Raw genomic sequence first — 16307 nt, 5'->3', positions numbered from 1 at the left:
GGGTCAGCCCGCGCAATAGGTCAGCTCGACCTCGGAACGCTGGGGCACGTCGCCCGGCGGCAGTGACTGCTGCGTGACCGGGGAGCCGGGCTGCGACTTGCACGATCCGTCGGGCTTCGGCAGCGGAGTGAGCTGCAGGTTCTCGGCCGACAGGTACGAGGACGCCGCCGCCAGCGTCTGGCCCGTCAGGTCGGTGAGCGTCACCAGTCCGCTCGAGATGCGGAAGTCGACCGAGGATCCGGCCTCGACCGAGGACCCGGCCTCTGGCGTCGTGCCCATGATGGTGTCGGCGGGCACCGTGGGCGAGTTCTCCCTCGTCTCGGTGCCGGGCACGAGCCCGGCCGCCTGCACGTCGGCCTTCGCCTGTTCGAGCGTCTTGTTGCGCACGTCGGGCACGGTCACGGGTTCTCGACCGGAGGAGACGTACACGGTGACCGCGGTGCCGTTGTCGACGATCTCACCCTCGGGCGGATCGGTGCGGATCACCGCGCCGGCGGCCACGGTGTCGTTCGTCTCGTCGATGCGGGTGGCGGGCAGCCCGAGCTCCTGGAGCTGGGAGACCGCGTCCTCGTAGGTGACGCCGGCCAGCGCCGGGATCTCGCGCGCGTTCGACGGCAGGTCGTCGGTGGGCTGCAGGTTGAACGCCCAGTACATGACCGCGATGACGATGACGACGACGCCGATGATGCCCGACCAGATCCAGATGGCCGGAGGACGCCGCTGCGTGCGCGACATCGTCTCGTCTTCCGTGAGCTGGCGCAGCGCGAGCTCCGAGCTGGACAGCGAGCTCGTGGGCGCGCCGAACAGCAGCGTGGCCTCGTCGGGCTGGCGGTGCACGGGCACGCGACCGGATGCCGCGGTGTCGACGTCGGCCCGGAACTCGGCAGCGGTCTGGTACCGCTCGTCGCGGTTCTTCGTGAGGGCGTGCAGCACCACGGCGTCGAGTGCGGGGGAGACCTTGGGGTTGATGATGCTCGGCTTCACGGGGCGCTCGCTGACGTGCTGGTACGCGACCGCGACCGGGGTGTCGCCGCGGAACGGCGGCCGGCCGGTGAGCATCTCGAACAGCACGACGCCGGTCGAATAGAGGTCGGTGCGCGCGTCGACGGTCTCGCCCTTGGCCTGCTCGGGGGAGAAGTACGACGCCGTGCCGAGGATCGCGGTGGTCTGCGCAACTGTCGTCGACGAGTCGGACACCGCGCGGGCGATGCCGAAGTCCATCACCTTCACCTGGCCGGTGGTGGTGATCATGATGTTGCCGGGCTTGATGTCGCGGTGCACGACCCCCGCCCGGTGGGAGTACTCCAGTGCGGTGAGCACGCCGTCGATCACGCGCACGGCGGCGACCGGCTCGAGCGGGCCGTCGTGGATGATGTCCTTGAGCAGGCGACCTTCGACGAACTCCATCACGATGAACGGCAGTTGCACTTCGTGCCCGGCGGAGTCGACGACGGTCTCCTCGCCGGCGTCGAAGACGCGGACGATCGTGGGATGCGCCATGCGCGCCGCGGACTGCGCCTCCTGCCGGAACCGCATGCGGAACGCCGGGTCGGTCGCGAGCTGCGGCTTCAGGAGCTTGATCGCGACCTTTCGGCCGAGCCGCGTGTCGGAGCCGACGTGGACGTCGGACATGCCGCCGCGACCGATGAGCGCGCCCACGCGATACCGCCCCGCGAGCACTCGTCCCTCATCGGTCACCCTGCAGCTCCGTCCTTCGTCGTCCTGATCGTCTCAGTCAGTTCTCGATGTCCACCGTGAGGGCAGGCGAGAAGGGCGAGTCGAGCTGGCCGCAGAAGTAGCGGAACGTGACGTCGAACGAACCACCGGGGGTGTTGTTCACGTTGACCTGGGCGCTCGTCGTTCCCGGTCCGAACACGGGGTTGTTCGGAACCGACGCGTCGCCCGTCACCGCGACCTCGTAGCCGCTCAGGGTCTGGCCAGCGGGGCAGCTCTGGGCTGTCCAGTTGACCGTGATCTGGCCGACGTTCGCCTTGACCGGGTTCGTGTTCGTGGTGGGCGGCGACGTGGGCGCGCTGGGTGCCACGGGGTCGGTGAGGTACGTGAGCGTGATCGTCGTGCCGGGCTGCACCGGACCGCTGGGGTTCACCTCGGACACCGTGTTGGCGAGTCCGGGCTCGGTCGCCGCGCCGCCGGCCTCACGGACCACGGGCAGGCCGAGCGCCTCGATCTGCGCGGCCGCCTCGTCGACGTTCATGCCGATGAAGGCGTTGCGGTCGATCTGGATCGTCTGCGGCGCCTCGGTGGTGGGCGGCGGGGTCTGCGTCGTCGGCGGGGCGCTCGTGGACGTGGGCCTCCCGGTCGTCGACGCCGGCGGCTTGTCGTTGCCCTGGTTGAGCGCGAGGGCGATGAGCGTGCCGATGAGCACGATCGCGAGGATCGCGATGAGCACGATGAGCGGCCAGGTCCAGGGGCTGCGTTTCTTGGGCGCAGTCTCCTCTTCGACCACCTGCTCGTCGCTGATGCCGGCCGCGCCCGCGCCCGCCGAGGGCAGCACGGTCGTGGCCGCCGTGGCACCAGCGGCGGCCGGCATGAGCATGGTCGCGGCGGTCGCGCCGGCGGCGCCGAGCACCGCGGGCACCGCTGCGGCCGCGCCCTGCACGTCGCCCCGGCGCAGCGCCTGCGCGGCACGTGCGAGGTGCGCTGCCGACTGCGGACGGTCGGCCGGGTTCTTCGCGATGCACGCGTAGACGAGGTTGCGCACCGGCTCGGACACCGTGACCGGCAGGTCGGGCGGCGTCTCGTTGATCTGCGCCATGGCGATGGCGACCTGCGACTCGCCAGTGAACGGACGGCGTCCGGCGAGGGCCTCGTACGCGACGATGCCGAGGGAGTAGATGTCGGTCGTGGGCGACGCGGGGTGCCCCGACGCCTGCTCGGGCGAGAGGTACTGGACCGTGCCCATGACCTGGCCCGTCGCGGTGAGCGGCACCTGGTCGGCGATGCGCGCGATGCCGAAGTCGGTGATCTTCACGCGCCCGTCGGGCGTGATGAGCAGGTTGCCCGGCTTGATGTCGCGGTGCACGAGGCCGGCCGCGTGGGCGGCCTGGAGCGCGGCGGCGGTCTGGGCGACGATGTCGAGCACCTTGTCGGTGGAGAGCACGTGCTCTCGCTCGAGGATCGTCGAGAGCGCCTCGCCGGGGACGAGCTCCATCACGAGGTAGGCGCTGCCCTCCTCCTCGCCGTAGTCGAAGACGTTGGCGATGCCCTCGTGGTTGACGAGCGCAGCGTGACGGGCCTCGGCGCGGAACCGCTCGAGGAAGCCGGGGTCGCCGAGGTACTCGTCCTTCAGGATCTTGATCGCGACCTGACGCCCGATGACGAGGTCGGTGGCCTGCCACACCTCGCCCATGCCGCCGATGGCGATCCGGGACTGCAGTTCGTAGCGCCCTCCGAAGGTGAGCCCTGCGCTCGGTCTCATTTGTTCAGCACCGCCTCTAGTACCTGCTTTGCGACGGGTGCGGCGATGAGATTGCCGTACCCCTCCTGACCAAGTCCCCCGCCATCCTCCACGAGTACCGTGATCGCATACTGAGGGTTGTCGGCGGGGGCAAAACCTGTGAACCAGAGAGTGTAGGGGTCACTCTCTCCGTTCTCCGCTGTACCGGTCTTACCGGCCACGCTGACGCCGTCTATTCTTGCATTACTCGCGGCCCCGTTCTCGACGCCGTTCACCATCATCTGCACCATGGTGTTCGCCGTCTCCTCGCTGATCGCACGGCCGAATTCCGAGGGCTCGAACTCCTGCAGCGGGGTGAAGTCGGGGGCCGTGATGGCGTCGACGAGGTTGGGGTTCATCACGATGCCGCCGTTGGCGATCGCCGCGGAGACCATCGCCATCTGCATCGGCGTCGCCCGCACGTCGCCCTGCCCGAACGCGGTCAGGGCGGTCTGCGGCTCGTCGAGCACGCGCGGGTAGGTGCTCACCTCGGTGAGGGTCGGGATGTCGAACTCGGAGTTGAAGCCGAACTTCTCGGCCTGGTCGCGGATCGCGGCGTCGCCGAGCTCCATGCCGAGCTCCGCCATCGGGATGTTGCACGAGAGGCGGAGCGCGTCGGCCAGCGTGACCTCGGCGCCGGGGCCGCAGGTGCCGCCGCCCGAGTTCCGCACCACGGCGTCGGTGCCGGGCAACGTGAGGGTCGCCGGGTTCGGGAACGTCGACTCGGGCGTGTAGCGCCCCGACTCGAGGGCCGCCGCGGTGACCACGAGCTTGAACGTCGATCCGGGCGGGTTCATGTCGCCGCCCGTCGCGCGGTTGAACAGCGGGTCGCTCGGGTCGGCGAGCAGGCCGTCGTACGTCGCCTGCACCTGCTCGCTGTCGTGCACCGCGAGTGCGTTGGGGTCGTACGTCGGCTTCGTCACCATGGCGAGGATGCGTCCGGTGGACGGTTCGGTGAGGATGACCGCGCCCGTGTAGTCGCCGAGCGCGTCCCACGCCGCCTGCTGCGCAACCGGGTCGATGGCGACCTCGACGGACGCGCCCATCGGGTCCTGCCCGGAGATGATGCGGTTGAGCGAGTCGAAGAACTGGCTCGAGCTCTGCCCGCTGAGGTAGGAGTTGAGCGAACGCTCCAGGCCGGTCGCCTCGCCGTTGACGGGGATGTACCCGGTCACGGGAGCGTAGAGCGGCCCGTTCGCGTAGACGCGCTGGAACCGGTAGACGTCGTCGGACGGCTGGGAGTACGCGATCGGATCGCCGCCGACGAGGATCGGGCCGCGCTCCACGGAGTAGCTCTCGTAGAGCGTTCGCGAATTGCGGGGGTCGGCGGCGAGCGTGTCCGCCTGCGCGTACTGGATGATCGTCGACGAGACGAACAGCGTGAGGAACATGAGCAGTACGACGATCGTGACGCGCTTGAGTTCGCGGTTCATCCGTCGATCACCAGCCTCGGATGGTTGCGCACGGTGTCGGACAGCCTGAGCAGCAGCGCGACGATGATCCAGTTCGCCACGAGCGATGAACCACCCGCGGCCAGGAACGGCGTGGTCAGTCCGGTCAGCGGGATGACGCGGGTGACCCCGCCGACGACGATGAAGACCTGCAGCGCGATGACGAATGCGAGGCCGACGCCGAGCAGCTTGCCGAAGTCGTCCTGCCCGGCGAAGCCGATGCGGAAGCCGCGGGCCACGAGCAGCACGTAGAGCGCGAGGATCGCGAAGATGCCCGCGAGGCCGAGCTCCTCGCCGAGGCTCGCGATGATGTAGTCGCTCTGCGGGACGGGCGTGATGTCGGGCCGGCCCTGGCCCCATCCGGTGCCGATGAGCCCGCCGTTGGCGAGGCCGAAGAGCCCCTGCACGAGCTGGTAGCTGCCGCCGAACTCCTGGTCGAAGCGCTCGGGGCTGAACGGGTCGAGCCAGTTCGCGAAGCGGTTGCTGACGTAGTCGAGGGTCTGGCTCGCCACGAGCGCGCCGCCGATGAACAGCGTGAGTCCGAGCACGACCCAGGAGATGCGGCTGGTGGCGACGTACAGCATGACGAGGAACAGCCCGAAGTAGAGGAGGGCCGTGCCGAGGTCGCGCTGGAACACGATGACGGCCATCGACAGCGCCCACACCACGAGCAGCGGACCGAGGTCGCGGGCGCGCGGGAACTGCATGCCGAGGAACTTCGTGCCGACCATCGACAGCGAGTCCCGGTTGCGCACGAGGTAGCCGGCGAAGAACACCGCCAGTGCGATCTTCGCGATCTCACCGGGCTGGAAGGTGGCGAAGTCGCCCACGCCGATCCACACCCGCGCGCCGCTCACCTCGCGGCCGATGCCCGGTACGAGGGGCAGCAGGAGCAGCACGATGGCGATGAGGCCCGAGAGGTACGTGTAGCGGAACAGGACGCGGTGGTTTCGGATCAGCAGGATCGTCGCGATGGCGGCGACGATCGCGATCGCGCTCCACACGATCTGGCGCACCGAGGCGCTCTCCCATCCGCTCTCGCCGTCGGCGATGTCGATCCGGTAGATCATCGCGATGCCGAGTCCGTTGAGCACGGTGGCGATCGGCAGCAGGAACGGATCGGCGTCGCGAGCCACGAACCGCATCGCGATGTGCAGGCCGAACACCAGCGCCGAGAGGCCGGCGCCGAGGAGCACGAGCTGCGTGTCGATGCGGCCCATCGCGCCGAGCTGCACGAGCACGATCGCGGCCGAGTTGATGATGCACGCGACGATGAGGAGCCAGAGCTCCATGTTCCGCAGCTTCTGCGGCAGTCGGATGCGACGCACCGAAGCCGTGGGCGGGGAGGTGGGTCTCGATACGCCCCCGGCTTCGCCGGGGGCTGCTCGACCGCCGGGAACGTCAGTCAACGGAGTCCTCCAGTCGCTGCACGATGCGGTAGGCCTCCGAGAACGAGCTCGCGCTGATGGTCTGCTCCACGCGCTGCTGGTCGTAGGTGCGCAGGTCGGCCACGTCGATGGTGGTCTCGGTGTGCAGCTCGTGCAGCGAGATCGGGCCGAGGTCCTGCTGGATGCCCTGGTAGATGGCCACCCGGCCGTTGTACTCGCCGACGTAGTAGCGCGTCTGCGTCCACTGGTAGCCGAGCACGAACGTCGTCACGATCGCCGCGACGAGCAGCACGATCCAGAAGCCCCACATCCAGCGGCGCCGACGCCGGCGACGGGCGTCCTCCTCGATCAGCTCGTCGAAGTAGTCCTCCGAGTCGGGCTCGAAGTGCGTCTCCTGCACCGGGTGGGGTCGCAGGGTGGGCAGGCGGATGCCGCGACCGCGCACCGGCTCGGCCGCCGCGCCGAACGCGAGCGGGGCCGCCGCCGACCCGACGACGAGGGCAGGCGTCTCGGGGGCCGGTGGTTCCCCCACGTCGATGACCACCACCGTGACGTTGTCGGGGGCACCGCCGTCCAGCGAGGCCTTCACGAGCCGGTCGGCGACCTGCTTCGCGCCGGCGTCGGCGGAGAGCACCTCCTGGATCTCGTCGAACGACACGACGCCCGAGAGGCCGTCGGAGCAGAGCATCCATCGGTCGCCCGGGCGCGTGTCGAGCACCATCGAGTCGATCTCGGGCGAGCTCTCGACGTCGCCGAGCACGCGCATGAGCACCGAGCGACGGGGGTGCACCATGGCCTCCTCGGCCGTGATGCGGCCGGCGTCGACGAGGCGCTGCACGAACGTGTGGTCGGTCGTGATCTGGCTGAGCTCGCCGGACCGCAGCAGGTAGATGCGGGAGTCGCCGATGTGGGCGATGACGACCCGGTCGTCCTGCATCAGCAGCGAGCTGACCGTGGTGCCCATGCCGGTGAGCTCGGAGTGCTCGGCGACCGTCTCGGCGAGCTGGCGGTTCGCGGCGACGAGCGCGCCCTCCAGGGCGGCGGCGGCCTCGGGCCCGGTGCCGTAGTCGGCGTCTGCCTCGGCGATGCGGCGCGTCGCGATGGCGCTCGCGATGTCGCCGCCGGCGTGCCCGCCCATGCCGTCGGCGACGAGGAAGAGGCGCCGCCCGGCGTAGCCGGAGTCCTGGTTGTTCGAGCGGATCCGGCCGACGTGCGAGACGGCCGCGCTCGCCTTGACGTTCGCCATGGGCTACCGCCGCAGCTCGAACGTCGTCGCTCCGACCTTGACGGTGGCTCCGAGCGGGATGGGCGTCGGCACGGTCACTCGGGAGCCGTTGAGGAACGTGCCGTTCGTGGAGTCGAGGTCCTGGATCATCCAGCGGCCGTTCCACAGCATGAGGCGGGCGTGGTGGGTGGAGGTGTAGTCGTCGCGGATGATGATCGCGGAGTCGCTGGACCGGCCGATCGTGATCTCGTCGCGGCCGAGCGGGAACTCCGCGCCGGCCTTCTGGCCGCTCGTGATGACGAGGCGGGTCGCGTTCTCGGTCGAGGCGGTCTCGCCGCCCGGGCCGGAGGCGGGCGCGGCGGGGTGCGCCGAGGTGACGGCGGATGCGGAGGCGGGCGCTGCGACGGGGAACGCGGCCGCAGGCGCCGGTGCGGCTGCTGCGGCATCCGGTTGCAGCTTGCGGACGCGCTGGCCGAACAGATCGCTGCGCAGCGAATAGACGATCGCGAAGATGAAGACCCAGAGCAGGACGAGGAAACCGAGCTGGAGGACCAGGAGGGTGAGTTCGCTCATTCGCCGGGCCCCCAGAACCCGCCCATGTCGTGGCGCTGCGTAGCGGGGTCGGCGCCACGGCCGGCGGGCGCGGAGGCCTGGGCCAACACGCGGAAGACGATCCGGGAGCGGCCGATGGTGATCACGGAGTCGGGCTCGAGCACGGCCTCGCGCACGGGCGCGCCGTTGAGCTGGGTGCCGTTCGTCGAGCCGAGGTCGCGCACGCGCGCGCGGGTGCCGTCCCACTGCACCTCGGCGTGGCGGCGCGACGCGCCGGAGTCGTCGAGCGTGAGGTCGGCGTCGCTGCCGCGGCCGATGACCGTGCGGCCCTTGAGGATCGGGTACCGCTTGCCGCCCACGTCCAGCACGGGCGTCCAGGCGACCTGGCCCTTCACGTTGCGGGAGTCGACCTGCACCATGCCCTCGGAGAGGCCGGGGTCGGGCTGGAGGGTGATCGAGATGCCGCCGGCGAACTGGAAGCGCTGGCTCGCGGCGTGCTTCTGCACGAGGTCGGTGAGCTCGTCGATCAGCGCCGGTCCGAGGCCCGCCATGCGGTCATGATCGGTCGGCGCCATGCGCACCGTGAACGTGTTCGGCACGAGCACGCGGTCGCGCGAGACGACCGCCGCCTTCGTGTCGATCTCGCGCTTCAGCGCCGCCGTGATCTCCACGGGCTGCAGCCCCGAGCGGAAGGTCTTCGCGAAGGCGCCGTTCACGGCGCGTTCGAGACCCTTCTCGAAGTTGTCCAGTAGGCCCACAGGTCTCCCGATCCCGTTCGTCGATGGTGTCATGGTAGCCGCAGCGGCTGTGAACGACCGCCGTCAGTCCACGCGAATCGCGGTTTCGCCGGCGTCGACGTCGAGCGACAGCCCGTCAGCTGTCGCACCCGAGCATGAACCGACCTCCTAGGGTGGTCGCATGCCTGCCAGCGTGCGCCGAGGCGTCGGGGCTCCCGCGAGGTCCGGTCGGTCGCTCATCGTCGGGATCGGCGTCGGACTCGCCGTGTTCGGCGCACTGCTCGGCGCGCAGTTCGTCGGCGCCCTCGGCGGGTGGCCCCTCGCGGCGATCTGGTTGGTTGCGGCGATGGCCCTTCCGACGTCCCGAGAGGCATCGAGGCGGGTGCTCTTCGTGGGGTGCCTCATCCTGGGGTGGCTGCCACTGACCTGGGTCTTGCCCTTCGAGCTCGGTTCCGTGAGTCGTCTGGGCGTCGTCGCCGGCGCCACAGTCGGCGTCATCGCGGGGCTCGCCGTCTCGGGCACGGTCCCGCTGCGAAGCCTCCTCCCTCGGTTCCGGGCAGTCGACGGGCTCGTGGCCGCTTCCGGCGCCTTCACCGCCTGGCTGATCGCACCCCTGTTCGCCGTCTCGAACGGAGAGGCCGCACTCAATGTCCTTTCACACGGGTGGGACCACGCCGCGCATTTCAACATGGCCGAGATGCTCCGCCGGACGGGCTCGATGACCGGACTCGCCGACGACGGCCCGTTCGGTTCCTGGATGTACGCGGACTACCCGAAGGGCTTCCACGCACTCGCCGCGACCGTCATGGACACGACCGTCGGCCTCGAGGTCCGCGACCCCTCGGCGGAACTCGTCGCCTACACGCATGCGATGGCGATCATCGCGATCGCCTCGGTGATCTCGGTCGTCGCCGGGCTCGCTTCGTTGCCTCAGTTGCGGCGCCGGCCCATCCTCGCCTCGCCGTTGGTCGCGTTGGCGACGATCGGCTTCACAACCGGTCCCGGGGCAGCCGGGAGCCTGGTCCTGTACGGGTTCCCCAACTTCCTGCAGGCTGCTTCGCTGCTGGCCTGCATACCGCTGATCGTGATTCCCCTGCGAACGATCGGGCCGCTCGCGCCCCTTCTCGCGCTGTCCGGAGCGATGCTCGGTATCGCGCACAACTGGGCGCTTCTCCTGCCCGTCGCCGTCGCTGCGGTCCTCGTCGCCGTCGTTCCGCTGCGCCGTCGCCGTTGGCCTTCGGCGTCGCGACCCTGGATCCTGATGGCGGGGCTCGTCGCAGCCACAGTGATCGGGGGTCTGGTCGCATTCAAGATCCTCATCGACGAATCCGTCGAGGCTGCGACGGTCTCGCGCCTGGTCGTCGACGGTGGATTCATCAGCGGCTCGCGAGTGGAGATGTTGTCGCCGCCTGTCGTCGCCGTCATCCTGTGCATCCTGGCCGGATGGACGGTGGCCCGACGTCATGTGCACGATCCCGGCGGTGATCGTGCTCGGACCGCGGGCGAGGTGGTACTTCCCTTCGTCGGTCTCGTCCTGCTCGCGATCGTGGCGGCGGTGCAGATCGCGGCGACCGGCACATTCGGGTACTACTTCGTGAAACTCGGAACAGCCGTGCAGCTGGCGTCGATCGTGCTGGCGGTTGCGACCGTGGCGGTCCTCTCGACCGACGGCTCGAGGGCCGCGTCCGAGATGACCGCACCGACCGGGCGACGGGGCGTCCTGAAACGGCCGGCCCTGTACGCCGCCACCGCGATCGCCGCGGTCATCGTGCTCCTGGTGTACTCGGGCGTCGTCAGCGTCAGCACGACGGGTGTCTCCCTGCGCCGATCGCCGGGATACGAAGCACGGGCGGCCTGGCTGCGTGAGATCCACGCGCCGGCCGCGGACGCATCGGACGCTGCACGTGAACTCCTGCTGGCGGCGTCGGTCGTCGACCCTCAGACCCAGCACTTCCTGGTGCCCTCGGGGCTCGACACGTCGACGCGGGCGCGATTGCAGAACCAATGGCTGTTCTCGCTCACGGGGCAGTGGTCGAACTCGGCGTACCGCGTGGTCGACGAGATCTGGGGCGATGCCGTTCCGATCGTGGACCGCCCGCGCAGTGAGGCTGAGGCGGTGCGACGCCTGGCCGCCGCGGCACCGGATGCCGTGATCGTCGTCGCGCCGGAAGTGGAGCAACAGCTCGGTCGCACCCGGGAGGCGCCCGAGGCAGCGCTCACCACTTGGTGAGCGCCTGCCGTCAGTCCACGGGGATCGCCGTTTCCTCCGCGTCGACGTCGAGCGACAGCGTGGGGATCGAGGCGGTGAGCAGCGTGCCGTCCGCGCGGCGCGATCCGGTGACGTCGCGCATGGTCGGCGCGCCGTAGAGCCGGGGGCCCTGGCCGTCGAGCGGCACGGTCACCGGGGCATCCGCCGTGACGACCACGTCGACGCCGCGCACCTTGACCCGCACCTCGTCGCCGACCTCGGCGACGAAGGTGATCGACTCGGGCTCGAGCTCGACCCGCACGCGCGTGCCGCGCAGCGTGAGCCGGTAGGTGAGCTTGCGCCAGTCGTCGGGCAGTCGCGGATCGAAGGAGAAGACGCCGTTGTGGTCGCGGAAGCCGCCGAAGCCCGACACGAGCGCGGCCCACACACCGCCGGTCGAGGCGACGTGCACGCCGTCGGCCGCGTTGTGGTGCAGGTCGGCGAGGTCGACGAACAGCGCAGAGCGGAAGTACCGCATGGCGAGCTCGTGGTAGCCGACCTCCGCCGCGATGATCGACTGCACGACCGCCGACAGCGTCGAATCGCCCGTGGTCAGCGGGTCGTAGTACTCGAAGTTCGCGCGCTTCGCCTCGGTCGAGAACCGGTCGCCCTGCAGGTAGAGGGCGAGCACCACGTCGGCCTGCTTCAGCACCTGGAACCGGTAGATGACGAGCGGGTGGTAGTGCAGCAGCAGCGGGCGGCGATCCTCGGGGGTGTTCTCGAGGTCCCACAGCTCCTTCTGGAGGAACGCGGAGTCCTGCGGGTGGATGCCGAGCTGCTCGTCGAACGGGATGTGCATGTGCGCGGCCGCCCGGCGCCAGCTCGCGACCTCGGCCGGCGTGACCTCGAGGCGGGCGACGAGCTTGTGGTACGCGACCGGGTCGTTCACCTGCAGGTTGTCGACGGCGGATGCCGCCGCGGCGAGGTTCGCCCGGGCCATGACGTTCGTGTAGAGGTTGTCGTTCACGACCGTCGTGTACTCGTCGGGCCCGGTGACGCCGTGGATGTGGAACACGTCGTCGGCGCCGGTGCGCCAGAACCCGAGGTCCTCCCACATGCGCGCCGTCTCGACGAGGATGTCGATCGCGCCGCGGGCGAGGAAGTCGACGTCACCCGTCGCCGCGACGTACTGGCAGAGCGCGAAGGCGATGTCCGCGTCGATGTGGTACTGCGCGGTGCCGGCCGCGTAGTACGCGCTCGACTCGAGGCCGTTGATGGTGCGCCAGGGGAAGAGGGCCCCGCGCTGGTTGAGCTCGAGCGCACGGCCGCGGGCGGCGTCGAGCATCCGCTGCCGGAACCGCAGGACGTTGCGCGCGACGACGGGGGCCGTGTAGCTGAGGAACGGCAGGACGTAGATCTCGCTGTCCCAGAAGTAGTGGCCGCCGTAGCCCGAGCCCGAGACGCCCTTCGCGGCGACGCCGTCGCCGTCGGTGCGGGCGGTGGCCTGCGCGAGTTGGAACAGGTTCCACCGAATGGCCTGCTGGAGCGACGGGTGGCCCTCGATCTCGACGTCCGAGCGCGCCCAGTAGTCGTCGAGCCACGAGTGCTGCTGGTCGAAGATCTCGGCGACGCCGAGCTCGGCCGCCCGGTCGAGCGTGCGGTCGGCGCGGTCGACGAGCTCGCGCGCCGGCACGGTGCGAGCCGTGTGGTAGCTGATCGCCTTGGTGATGCGGATCGGCTGGCCCTGCTTCGCGTGCACCCGGTAGATGTGCTTGGCGAGGTCGTCGCCGATGGTGCCCGACTCGGTGAACTCGTTCTCGGTCTCGATCGAGTGCTCGGCGCCGATCGCGAGGGTCATGCCCGAGTTCGTGCACTGGTAGCCGAGCATGTAGCGCGAGCCCTCCGCGCGCTTCACGCGCGGCTGCAGCACGCGCTCGGTGAACTGCTCCGCCTTGCGCGGGTCGAAGGCGCCCTGCGGCTCCTGCACGCCCGAGCGGTACTCGTCGCGGCCGTCCTGGCGGTTCAGGATCTGGCTCGAGATGGTCACCGCGGCATCCGCGTCGAGCAGTTCGACCTCGTAGTCGATGAGCGCGAGGTGCCGGTCGGTGAACGACACCATGCGCCGGCTCGTGATGAGCACGCGCTTGCCCGACGGGGTGCGCCACTCGATCGAGCGGGAGAGCGAGCCCAGGCGGAAGTCGAGCCGACGCTCGTAGGCGAGGATCTCGGCGACGGTGATGACGAGCGGCTCGTCGTCGACGTAGAGGCGGATGACCTTCGCGTCGGGCGCGTTCACGATCGTCTGGCCCACGCGGGCGAATCCGAACGCCTCCTCGGCGTGGCGGATGGGCCACGTCTCGTGGAAGCCGTTCACGAACGTGCCGTGCATGTGGCCGTCGCGGCCCTCCTCGACGTTGCCGCGCAGGCCGAGGTAGCCGTTGCCCACGGCGAACAGGGTCTCGGTGCGGCCCATGTCATCGACGCCGAACTCGGTCTCGGTGAGCGCCCACTCGTCGATGGGGAACCGGCTGCGGTTCAGCGGGTCGTGGTCGGCGAACCTCATGCAGGTTCCTCTCGGGTGCTGGGGGTGGGGGAGGGGGCGGCGGTGGCGTTCGTGGGGGCGTCGTCCGATGCGGCGCCGGATGCCGCGGCCGCGCGTTCGACGGCGGGGATGAGCTCGTCGAGCTCGTCGACGATCACGTCGGCCCCGAGCTCCCGGAGGGCCTCGCGGCCGACGCCGCGGTCGACCCCGATGACGATACCGAATTCCCCGGCCGCGCCGGCTTTCACGCCGGATTCCGCATCCTCGACGACGGCGCACTCGGCGGTGTCGAGGCCGAGCAGCTCTGCGGCGCGCTCGAACGTGTCGGGCTCGGGCTTGCCGGGCAGGCCGTCGCGTGCGGCCACGGCGCCGTCGACGACGATCTCGAACCGGTCGGCGAGGCCGGCCGCGGCGAGCACCGAGGGCGCGTTCTTCGAGCTCGAGACCACGGCGACCTTCGCGCCTGCGCGGGTGACCGCGTCGAGGAACACGACGCTCGCCGGATAGGGCTCGACGCCCTCCTCGGCGAGGGTGGCGTTGAAGGCGTCGTTCTTGCGGTTGCCGAGGCCGTGCACCGTGTCGGCGGTCGCGGCATCCGTCACCTCGCCCTCGTCGACGACGATGCCCCGGCTCGCGAGCAGCGACCGGACCCCGTCGTAGCGCGGCTTGCCGTCGATGTAGGCGAAGTAGTCGTCGTCGGAGTAGGGCTTCGCGCCATGCGACTCGAGGAAGGGCGTGAACAGCCGCGACCACGCGTGCATGTGCACGACCGCGGTGGGCGTGAGCACCCCGTCGAGGTCGAACAGGTAGCCGCGGATGCCGCTGAGGTCGGCCGCCTCGGGGGCGATGGGGGAATGGGTCACGGGGGCGATCCTTTCGTCTCGTCGCGTCGTGGGGGGGAACGTCTCGTCGCTTCGGTCGGTGCGGGCGCCAGAACCTCTGTCGATGCTAGGGCCGCATCGAGGGTCAGCGCGAGGGCCTGGTGCCACGTTGCCGGGGTGGTTGCGGGTCGGGATCGGGTCTGGGAGCATGGGCGGCCCTCCGCCGGGGGGCAGGGGCTTCTGCAGGAAGTTCCGGCCCGGGTGCGGCGTGTCGAGCTCCTGCGGCCGGCGTGTCGGGCGATTCTTCCTGCATTCGGGAGGGTGCTGCCGGCGCGGTGGCGCCGAATGGCGATCGCCGCGACGAGATGTTAGTCTCGGTTGGCTGGTTCGCACCTGTGTGCGTCGCAGCATGCGCAAGTGGCGGAATAGGCAGACGCGCACGGTTCAGGTCCGTGTGCCCGAAAGGGCGTGGGGGTTCAACTCCCCCCTTGCGCACCAGAAGCGAAACGGCCCGGGTCATCGACCCGGGCCGTTTTCCCCACCTCGGTGGCGGAGCCGCGGTGGCCGACACGCGCCGACTAGGCTGCGGGCATGCACCGGGTCCTCCGCTCGTTTCGTCCTCCCGGGGCTCGGAGCGATCGCCGTCCTCGCTGCGGCCGGTCGTGTCGCACGGCTGGTCGGCGGCGACGATCCCCTCGAGGACCGGCCCGTGCGCGCGTTGCAGGCGGCGTTGGGCCACGGACCAGTCGACGACGGCGCGCCGATCGATCCGACCGAGTCGCGCGAGCTGCTCGATCGGGTCACCGCTCCGCTCTCCTGGTACTCGGGGGTGCCGCAGACGATCGCGAACGGGGCGCTCTGGTGCGGCGTGGCATGGTGGCTCACGCGCGACTGGCGCTCCGCCGCCGCCCCCGCTGCTGCGCTCGCGCTCGAGACGACCTGCTTCGTCGGCTCAGCGGCGCTCGTGGGCCGGCCGCGACCCCAGGGCGTGTGGCGGCCGGAGCACCCACACGCGACGTCGTCGTTCCCCTCGGGGCACACGGCGGCGGCCGTCGCGCTGCACACCACGCTCGCCGACCTGCTCGACCGCCACGGCGTCCGGGGCAGCCGAGTCCTCGGGCCGCTGCTGCGCTACGGGATCCCGGGGGCCATCGCGCTCTCGCGGATCTACCGCGGCCAGCACCACGTCTCGGACACCGTGGCCGGTGTGCTGCTCGGGCGTTGGAGTGCCGGAGTGGTCCGGCGGGAACTGCTGTCGTCGTAGGCGGCGGGCGGGGCGGCCCGGCGTCCCATGCGCTCGGCTAGAGGCCGATGCCGCCCCACATGTGGGTGGCGGCAGAGCCGGCGGCATTCATCGTCAGGATCTTGATCGTGTACGAGTTGCCCGCTCCGCAGGCGATCGGGACTCCCGCGACACCTGAGGGGCCCTGCACGGAGGCCACCAGTGTGTAGCCGTCGGTCGCCTGCGCGTCCCGGTTCGTGATCGCGACGTAGAGTTCCACGGTCGTCGCGTGGGGGGCGGTCCAGTAGAAGTCCTTCACCACGACCTGGTCACCCGTCATGTCGGGGCATTGAACGTAGTCGCCCCCTCCGACCCATCCGAACTCGGTGGCGCCGCGGGGCGGCGGCCATGCGGCGGGCTCGGGGGCAGGTGCCGGGGCAGGTTCGGGCGCCGCGTCCTCCGGTACGGGCCCCGGGGCCGGGGCCGGCGGCGCCTCGACGACGCCCGCAGCCGGCGTGGGTGCGGGCGTCGGGGTCGGCGTCGCACGCGGCTTCGGTGTCGGGGAGGCCTCGGTCGAGGTCGGGATGGAGGTCGGCTCGAGCGCAGATGAGGCGCCCCCGCCGAGGGTGACGACGAGCGTCGTCGCGACCGCCAGCAGGATGAACGCGGCAACCGCGACGAGCAGGATGGGGCGCGTTCGCGCCGCGGTCCAGATCGACCTCAC

The 16307-nt window shown here is 70.5% G+C and carries 12 protein-coding genes and 1 tRNA gene; 3 read left to right on the top strand and 10 right to left on the bottom strand.

What is annotated here, in order from left to right; genetic code table 11:
• Positions 1 to 3: 3 nt before the first annotated feature.
• The 7 genes from pknB to ACFVN5_RS01720 form a co-directional block, all read right to left on the bottom strand.
• Positions 4 to 1698: a Stk1 family PASTA domain-containing Ser/Thr kinase gene (gene pknB, locus ACFVN5_RS01750; RefSeq protein ID WP_376952917.1), complete on the bottom strand. Its 1695-nt coding sequence runs from the start codon at positions 1696 to 1698 to the stop codon at positions 4 to 6.
• A 37-nt stretch (positions 1699 to 1735) separates the two neighbouring features.
• Positions 1736 to 3439 carry a protein kinase gene (locus tag ACFVN5_RS01745; RefSeq protein ID WP_376952916.1) on the bottom strand — a complete coding sequence of 568 codons (1704 nt, stop codon included), beginning with the start codon at positions 3437 to 3439 and terminating at the stop codon, positions 1736 to 1738.
• On the bottom strand, positions 3436 to 4890 hold the full coding sequence (locus ACFVN5_RS01740; protein WP_376952915.1) for a peptidoglycan D,D-transpeptidase FtsI family protein: 1455 nt from the start codon (positions 4888 to 4890) through the stop codon (positions 3436 to 3438). The genes ACFVN5_RS01745 and ACFVN5_RS01740 overlap by 4 nt, the downstream gene beginning before the upstream one ends.
• Entirely contained in the window at positions 4887 to 6236 is a 1350-nt protein-coding gene (locus tag ACFVN5_RS01735; RefSeq protein ID WP_376952914.1) for an FtsW/RodA/SpoVE family cell cycle protein, read from the bottom strand. Before ACFVN5_RS01735 ends, ACFVN5_RS01740 begins: the two co-directional genes overlap by 4 nt.
• Before the next feature lie 73 nt (positions 6237 to 6309).
• A complete protein-coding gene (locus tag ACFVN5_RS01730) occupies positions 6310 to 7542 on the bottom strand; it encodes a PP2C family protein-serine/threonine phosphatase (protein ID WP_376952913.1) in 1233 nt (410 codons plus the stop codon).
• Between the two features lie 3 nt (positions 7543 to 7545).
• The gene (locus tag ACFVN5_RS01725; RefSeq protein ID WP_376952912.1) at positions 7546 to 8094 is read right to left on the bottom strand and encodes an FHA domain-containing protein; all 549 of its coding nucleotides are present in this window, start codon (positions 8092 to 8094) and stop codon (positions 7546 to 7548) included.
• Positions 8091 to 8831, bottom strand: coding sequence for an FhaA domain-containing protein (locus ACFVN5_RS01720; RefSeq protein ID WP_376952911.1), 741 nt, complete (start codon positions 8829 to 8831; stop codon positions 8091 to 8093). The genes ACFVN5_RS01725 and ACFVN5_RS01720 overlap by 4 nt, the downstream gene beginning before the upstream one ends.
• A 784-nt stretch (positions 8832 to 9615) precedes the next feature.
• Between ACFVN5_RS01720 and ACFVN5_RS01715 the strand changes: the two genes are divergently transcribed.
• Positions 9616 to 11040, top strand: a complete 1425-nt coding sequence (locus ACFVN5_RS01715) for a hypothetical protein (protein WP_376952910.1) — start codon at positions 9616 to 9618, stop codon at positions 11038 to 11040.
• A gap of 10 nt (positions 11041 to 11050) precedes the next feature.
• On the opposite strand, the gene ACFVN5_RS01710 is transcribed toward ACFVN5_RS01715, so the two are convergent.
• On the bottom strand, positions 11051 to 13561 hold the full coding sequence (locus ACFVN5_RS01710; protein ID WP_376952909.1) for a glycoside hydrolase family 65 protein: 2511 nt from the start codon (positions 13559 to 13561) through the stop codon (positions 11051 to 11053).
• Positions 13558 to 14403: an HAD family hydrolase gene (locus tag ACFVN5_RS01705; protein WP_376952908.1), complete on the bottom strand. Its 846-nt coding sequence runs from the start codon at positions 14401 to 14403 to the stop codon at positions 13558 to 13560. The genes ACFVN5_RS01710 and ACFVN5_RS01705 overlap by 4 nt, the downstream gene beginning before the upstream one ends.
• Before the next feature lie 369 nt (positions 14404 to 14772).
• On the opposite strand from ACFVN5_RS01705, the gene ACFVN5_RS01700 reads away from it, so the two are divergent.
• Both ACFVN5_RS01700 and ACFVN5_RS01695 read left to right on the top strand, forming a co-directional pair.
• Positions 14773 to 14859 (top strand) — tRNA-Leu (locus tag ACFVN5_RS01700).
• 211 nt (positions 14860 to 15070) lie between these two features.
• On the top strand, positions 15071 to 15625 hold the full coding sequence (locus ACFVN5_RS01695; protein WP_376952907.1) for a phosphatase PAP2 family protein: 555 nt from the start codon (positions 15071 to 15073) through the stop codon (positions 15623 to 15625).
• 37 nt (positions 15626 to 15662) lie between these two features.
• On the opposite strand, the gene ACFVN5_RS01690 is transcribed toward ACFVN5_RS01695, so the two are convergent.
• Positions 15663 to 16307 carry a hypothetical protein gene (locus ACFVN5_RS01690; protein WP_376952906.1) on the bottom strand — a complete coding sequence of 215 codons (645 nt, stop codon included), beginning with the start codon at positions 16305 to 16307 and terminating at the stop codon, positions 15663 to 15665.

The organism is Agromyces sp. NPDC057865 (assembly GCF_042796995.1).
Taxonomy (GTDB): domain Bacteria; phylum Actinomycetota; class Actinomycetes; order Actinomycetales; family Microbacteriaceae; genus Agromyces.
The sequence above is the reverse complement of the archived record's forward strand: the minus strand, read 5'-3'. Positions and strand labels throughout refer to the sequence as shown.

Bases quoted from the DNA above. Each gene is read 5' to 3' on its own strand.
- ACFVN5_RS01745 (WP_376952916.1), bottom strand. From the start codon at position 3,439: ATGAGACCGAGCGCAGGGCTCACCTTCGGAGGGCGCTACGAACTGCAG.
- ACFVN5_RS01740 (WP_376952915.1), bottom strand. From the start codon at position 4,890: ATGAACCGCGAACTCAAGCGCGTCACGATCGTCGTACTGCTCATGTTC.
- ACFVN5_RS01730 (WP_376952913.1), bottom strand. From the start codon at position 7,542: ATGGCGAACGTCAAGGCGAGCGCGGCCGTCTCGCACGTCGGCCGGATC.
- ACFVN5_RS01725 (WP_376952912.1), bottom strand. From the start codon at position 8,094: ATGAGCGAACTCACCCTCCTGGTCCTCCAGCTCGGTTTCCTCGTCCTG.
- ACFVN5_RS01715 (WP_376952910.1), top strand. From the start codon at position 9,616: ATGGACACGACCGTCGGCCTCGAGGTCCGCGACCCCTCGGCGGAACTC.
- ACFVN5_RS01710 (WP_376952909.1), bottom strand. From the start codon at position 13,561: ATGAGGTTCGCCGACCACGACCCGCTGAACCGCAGCCGGTTCCCCATC.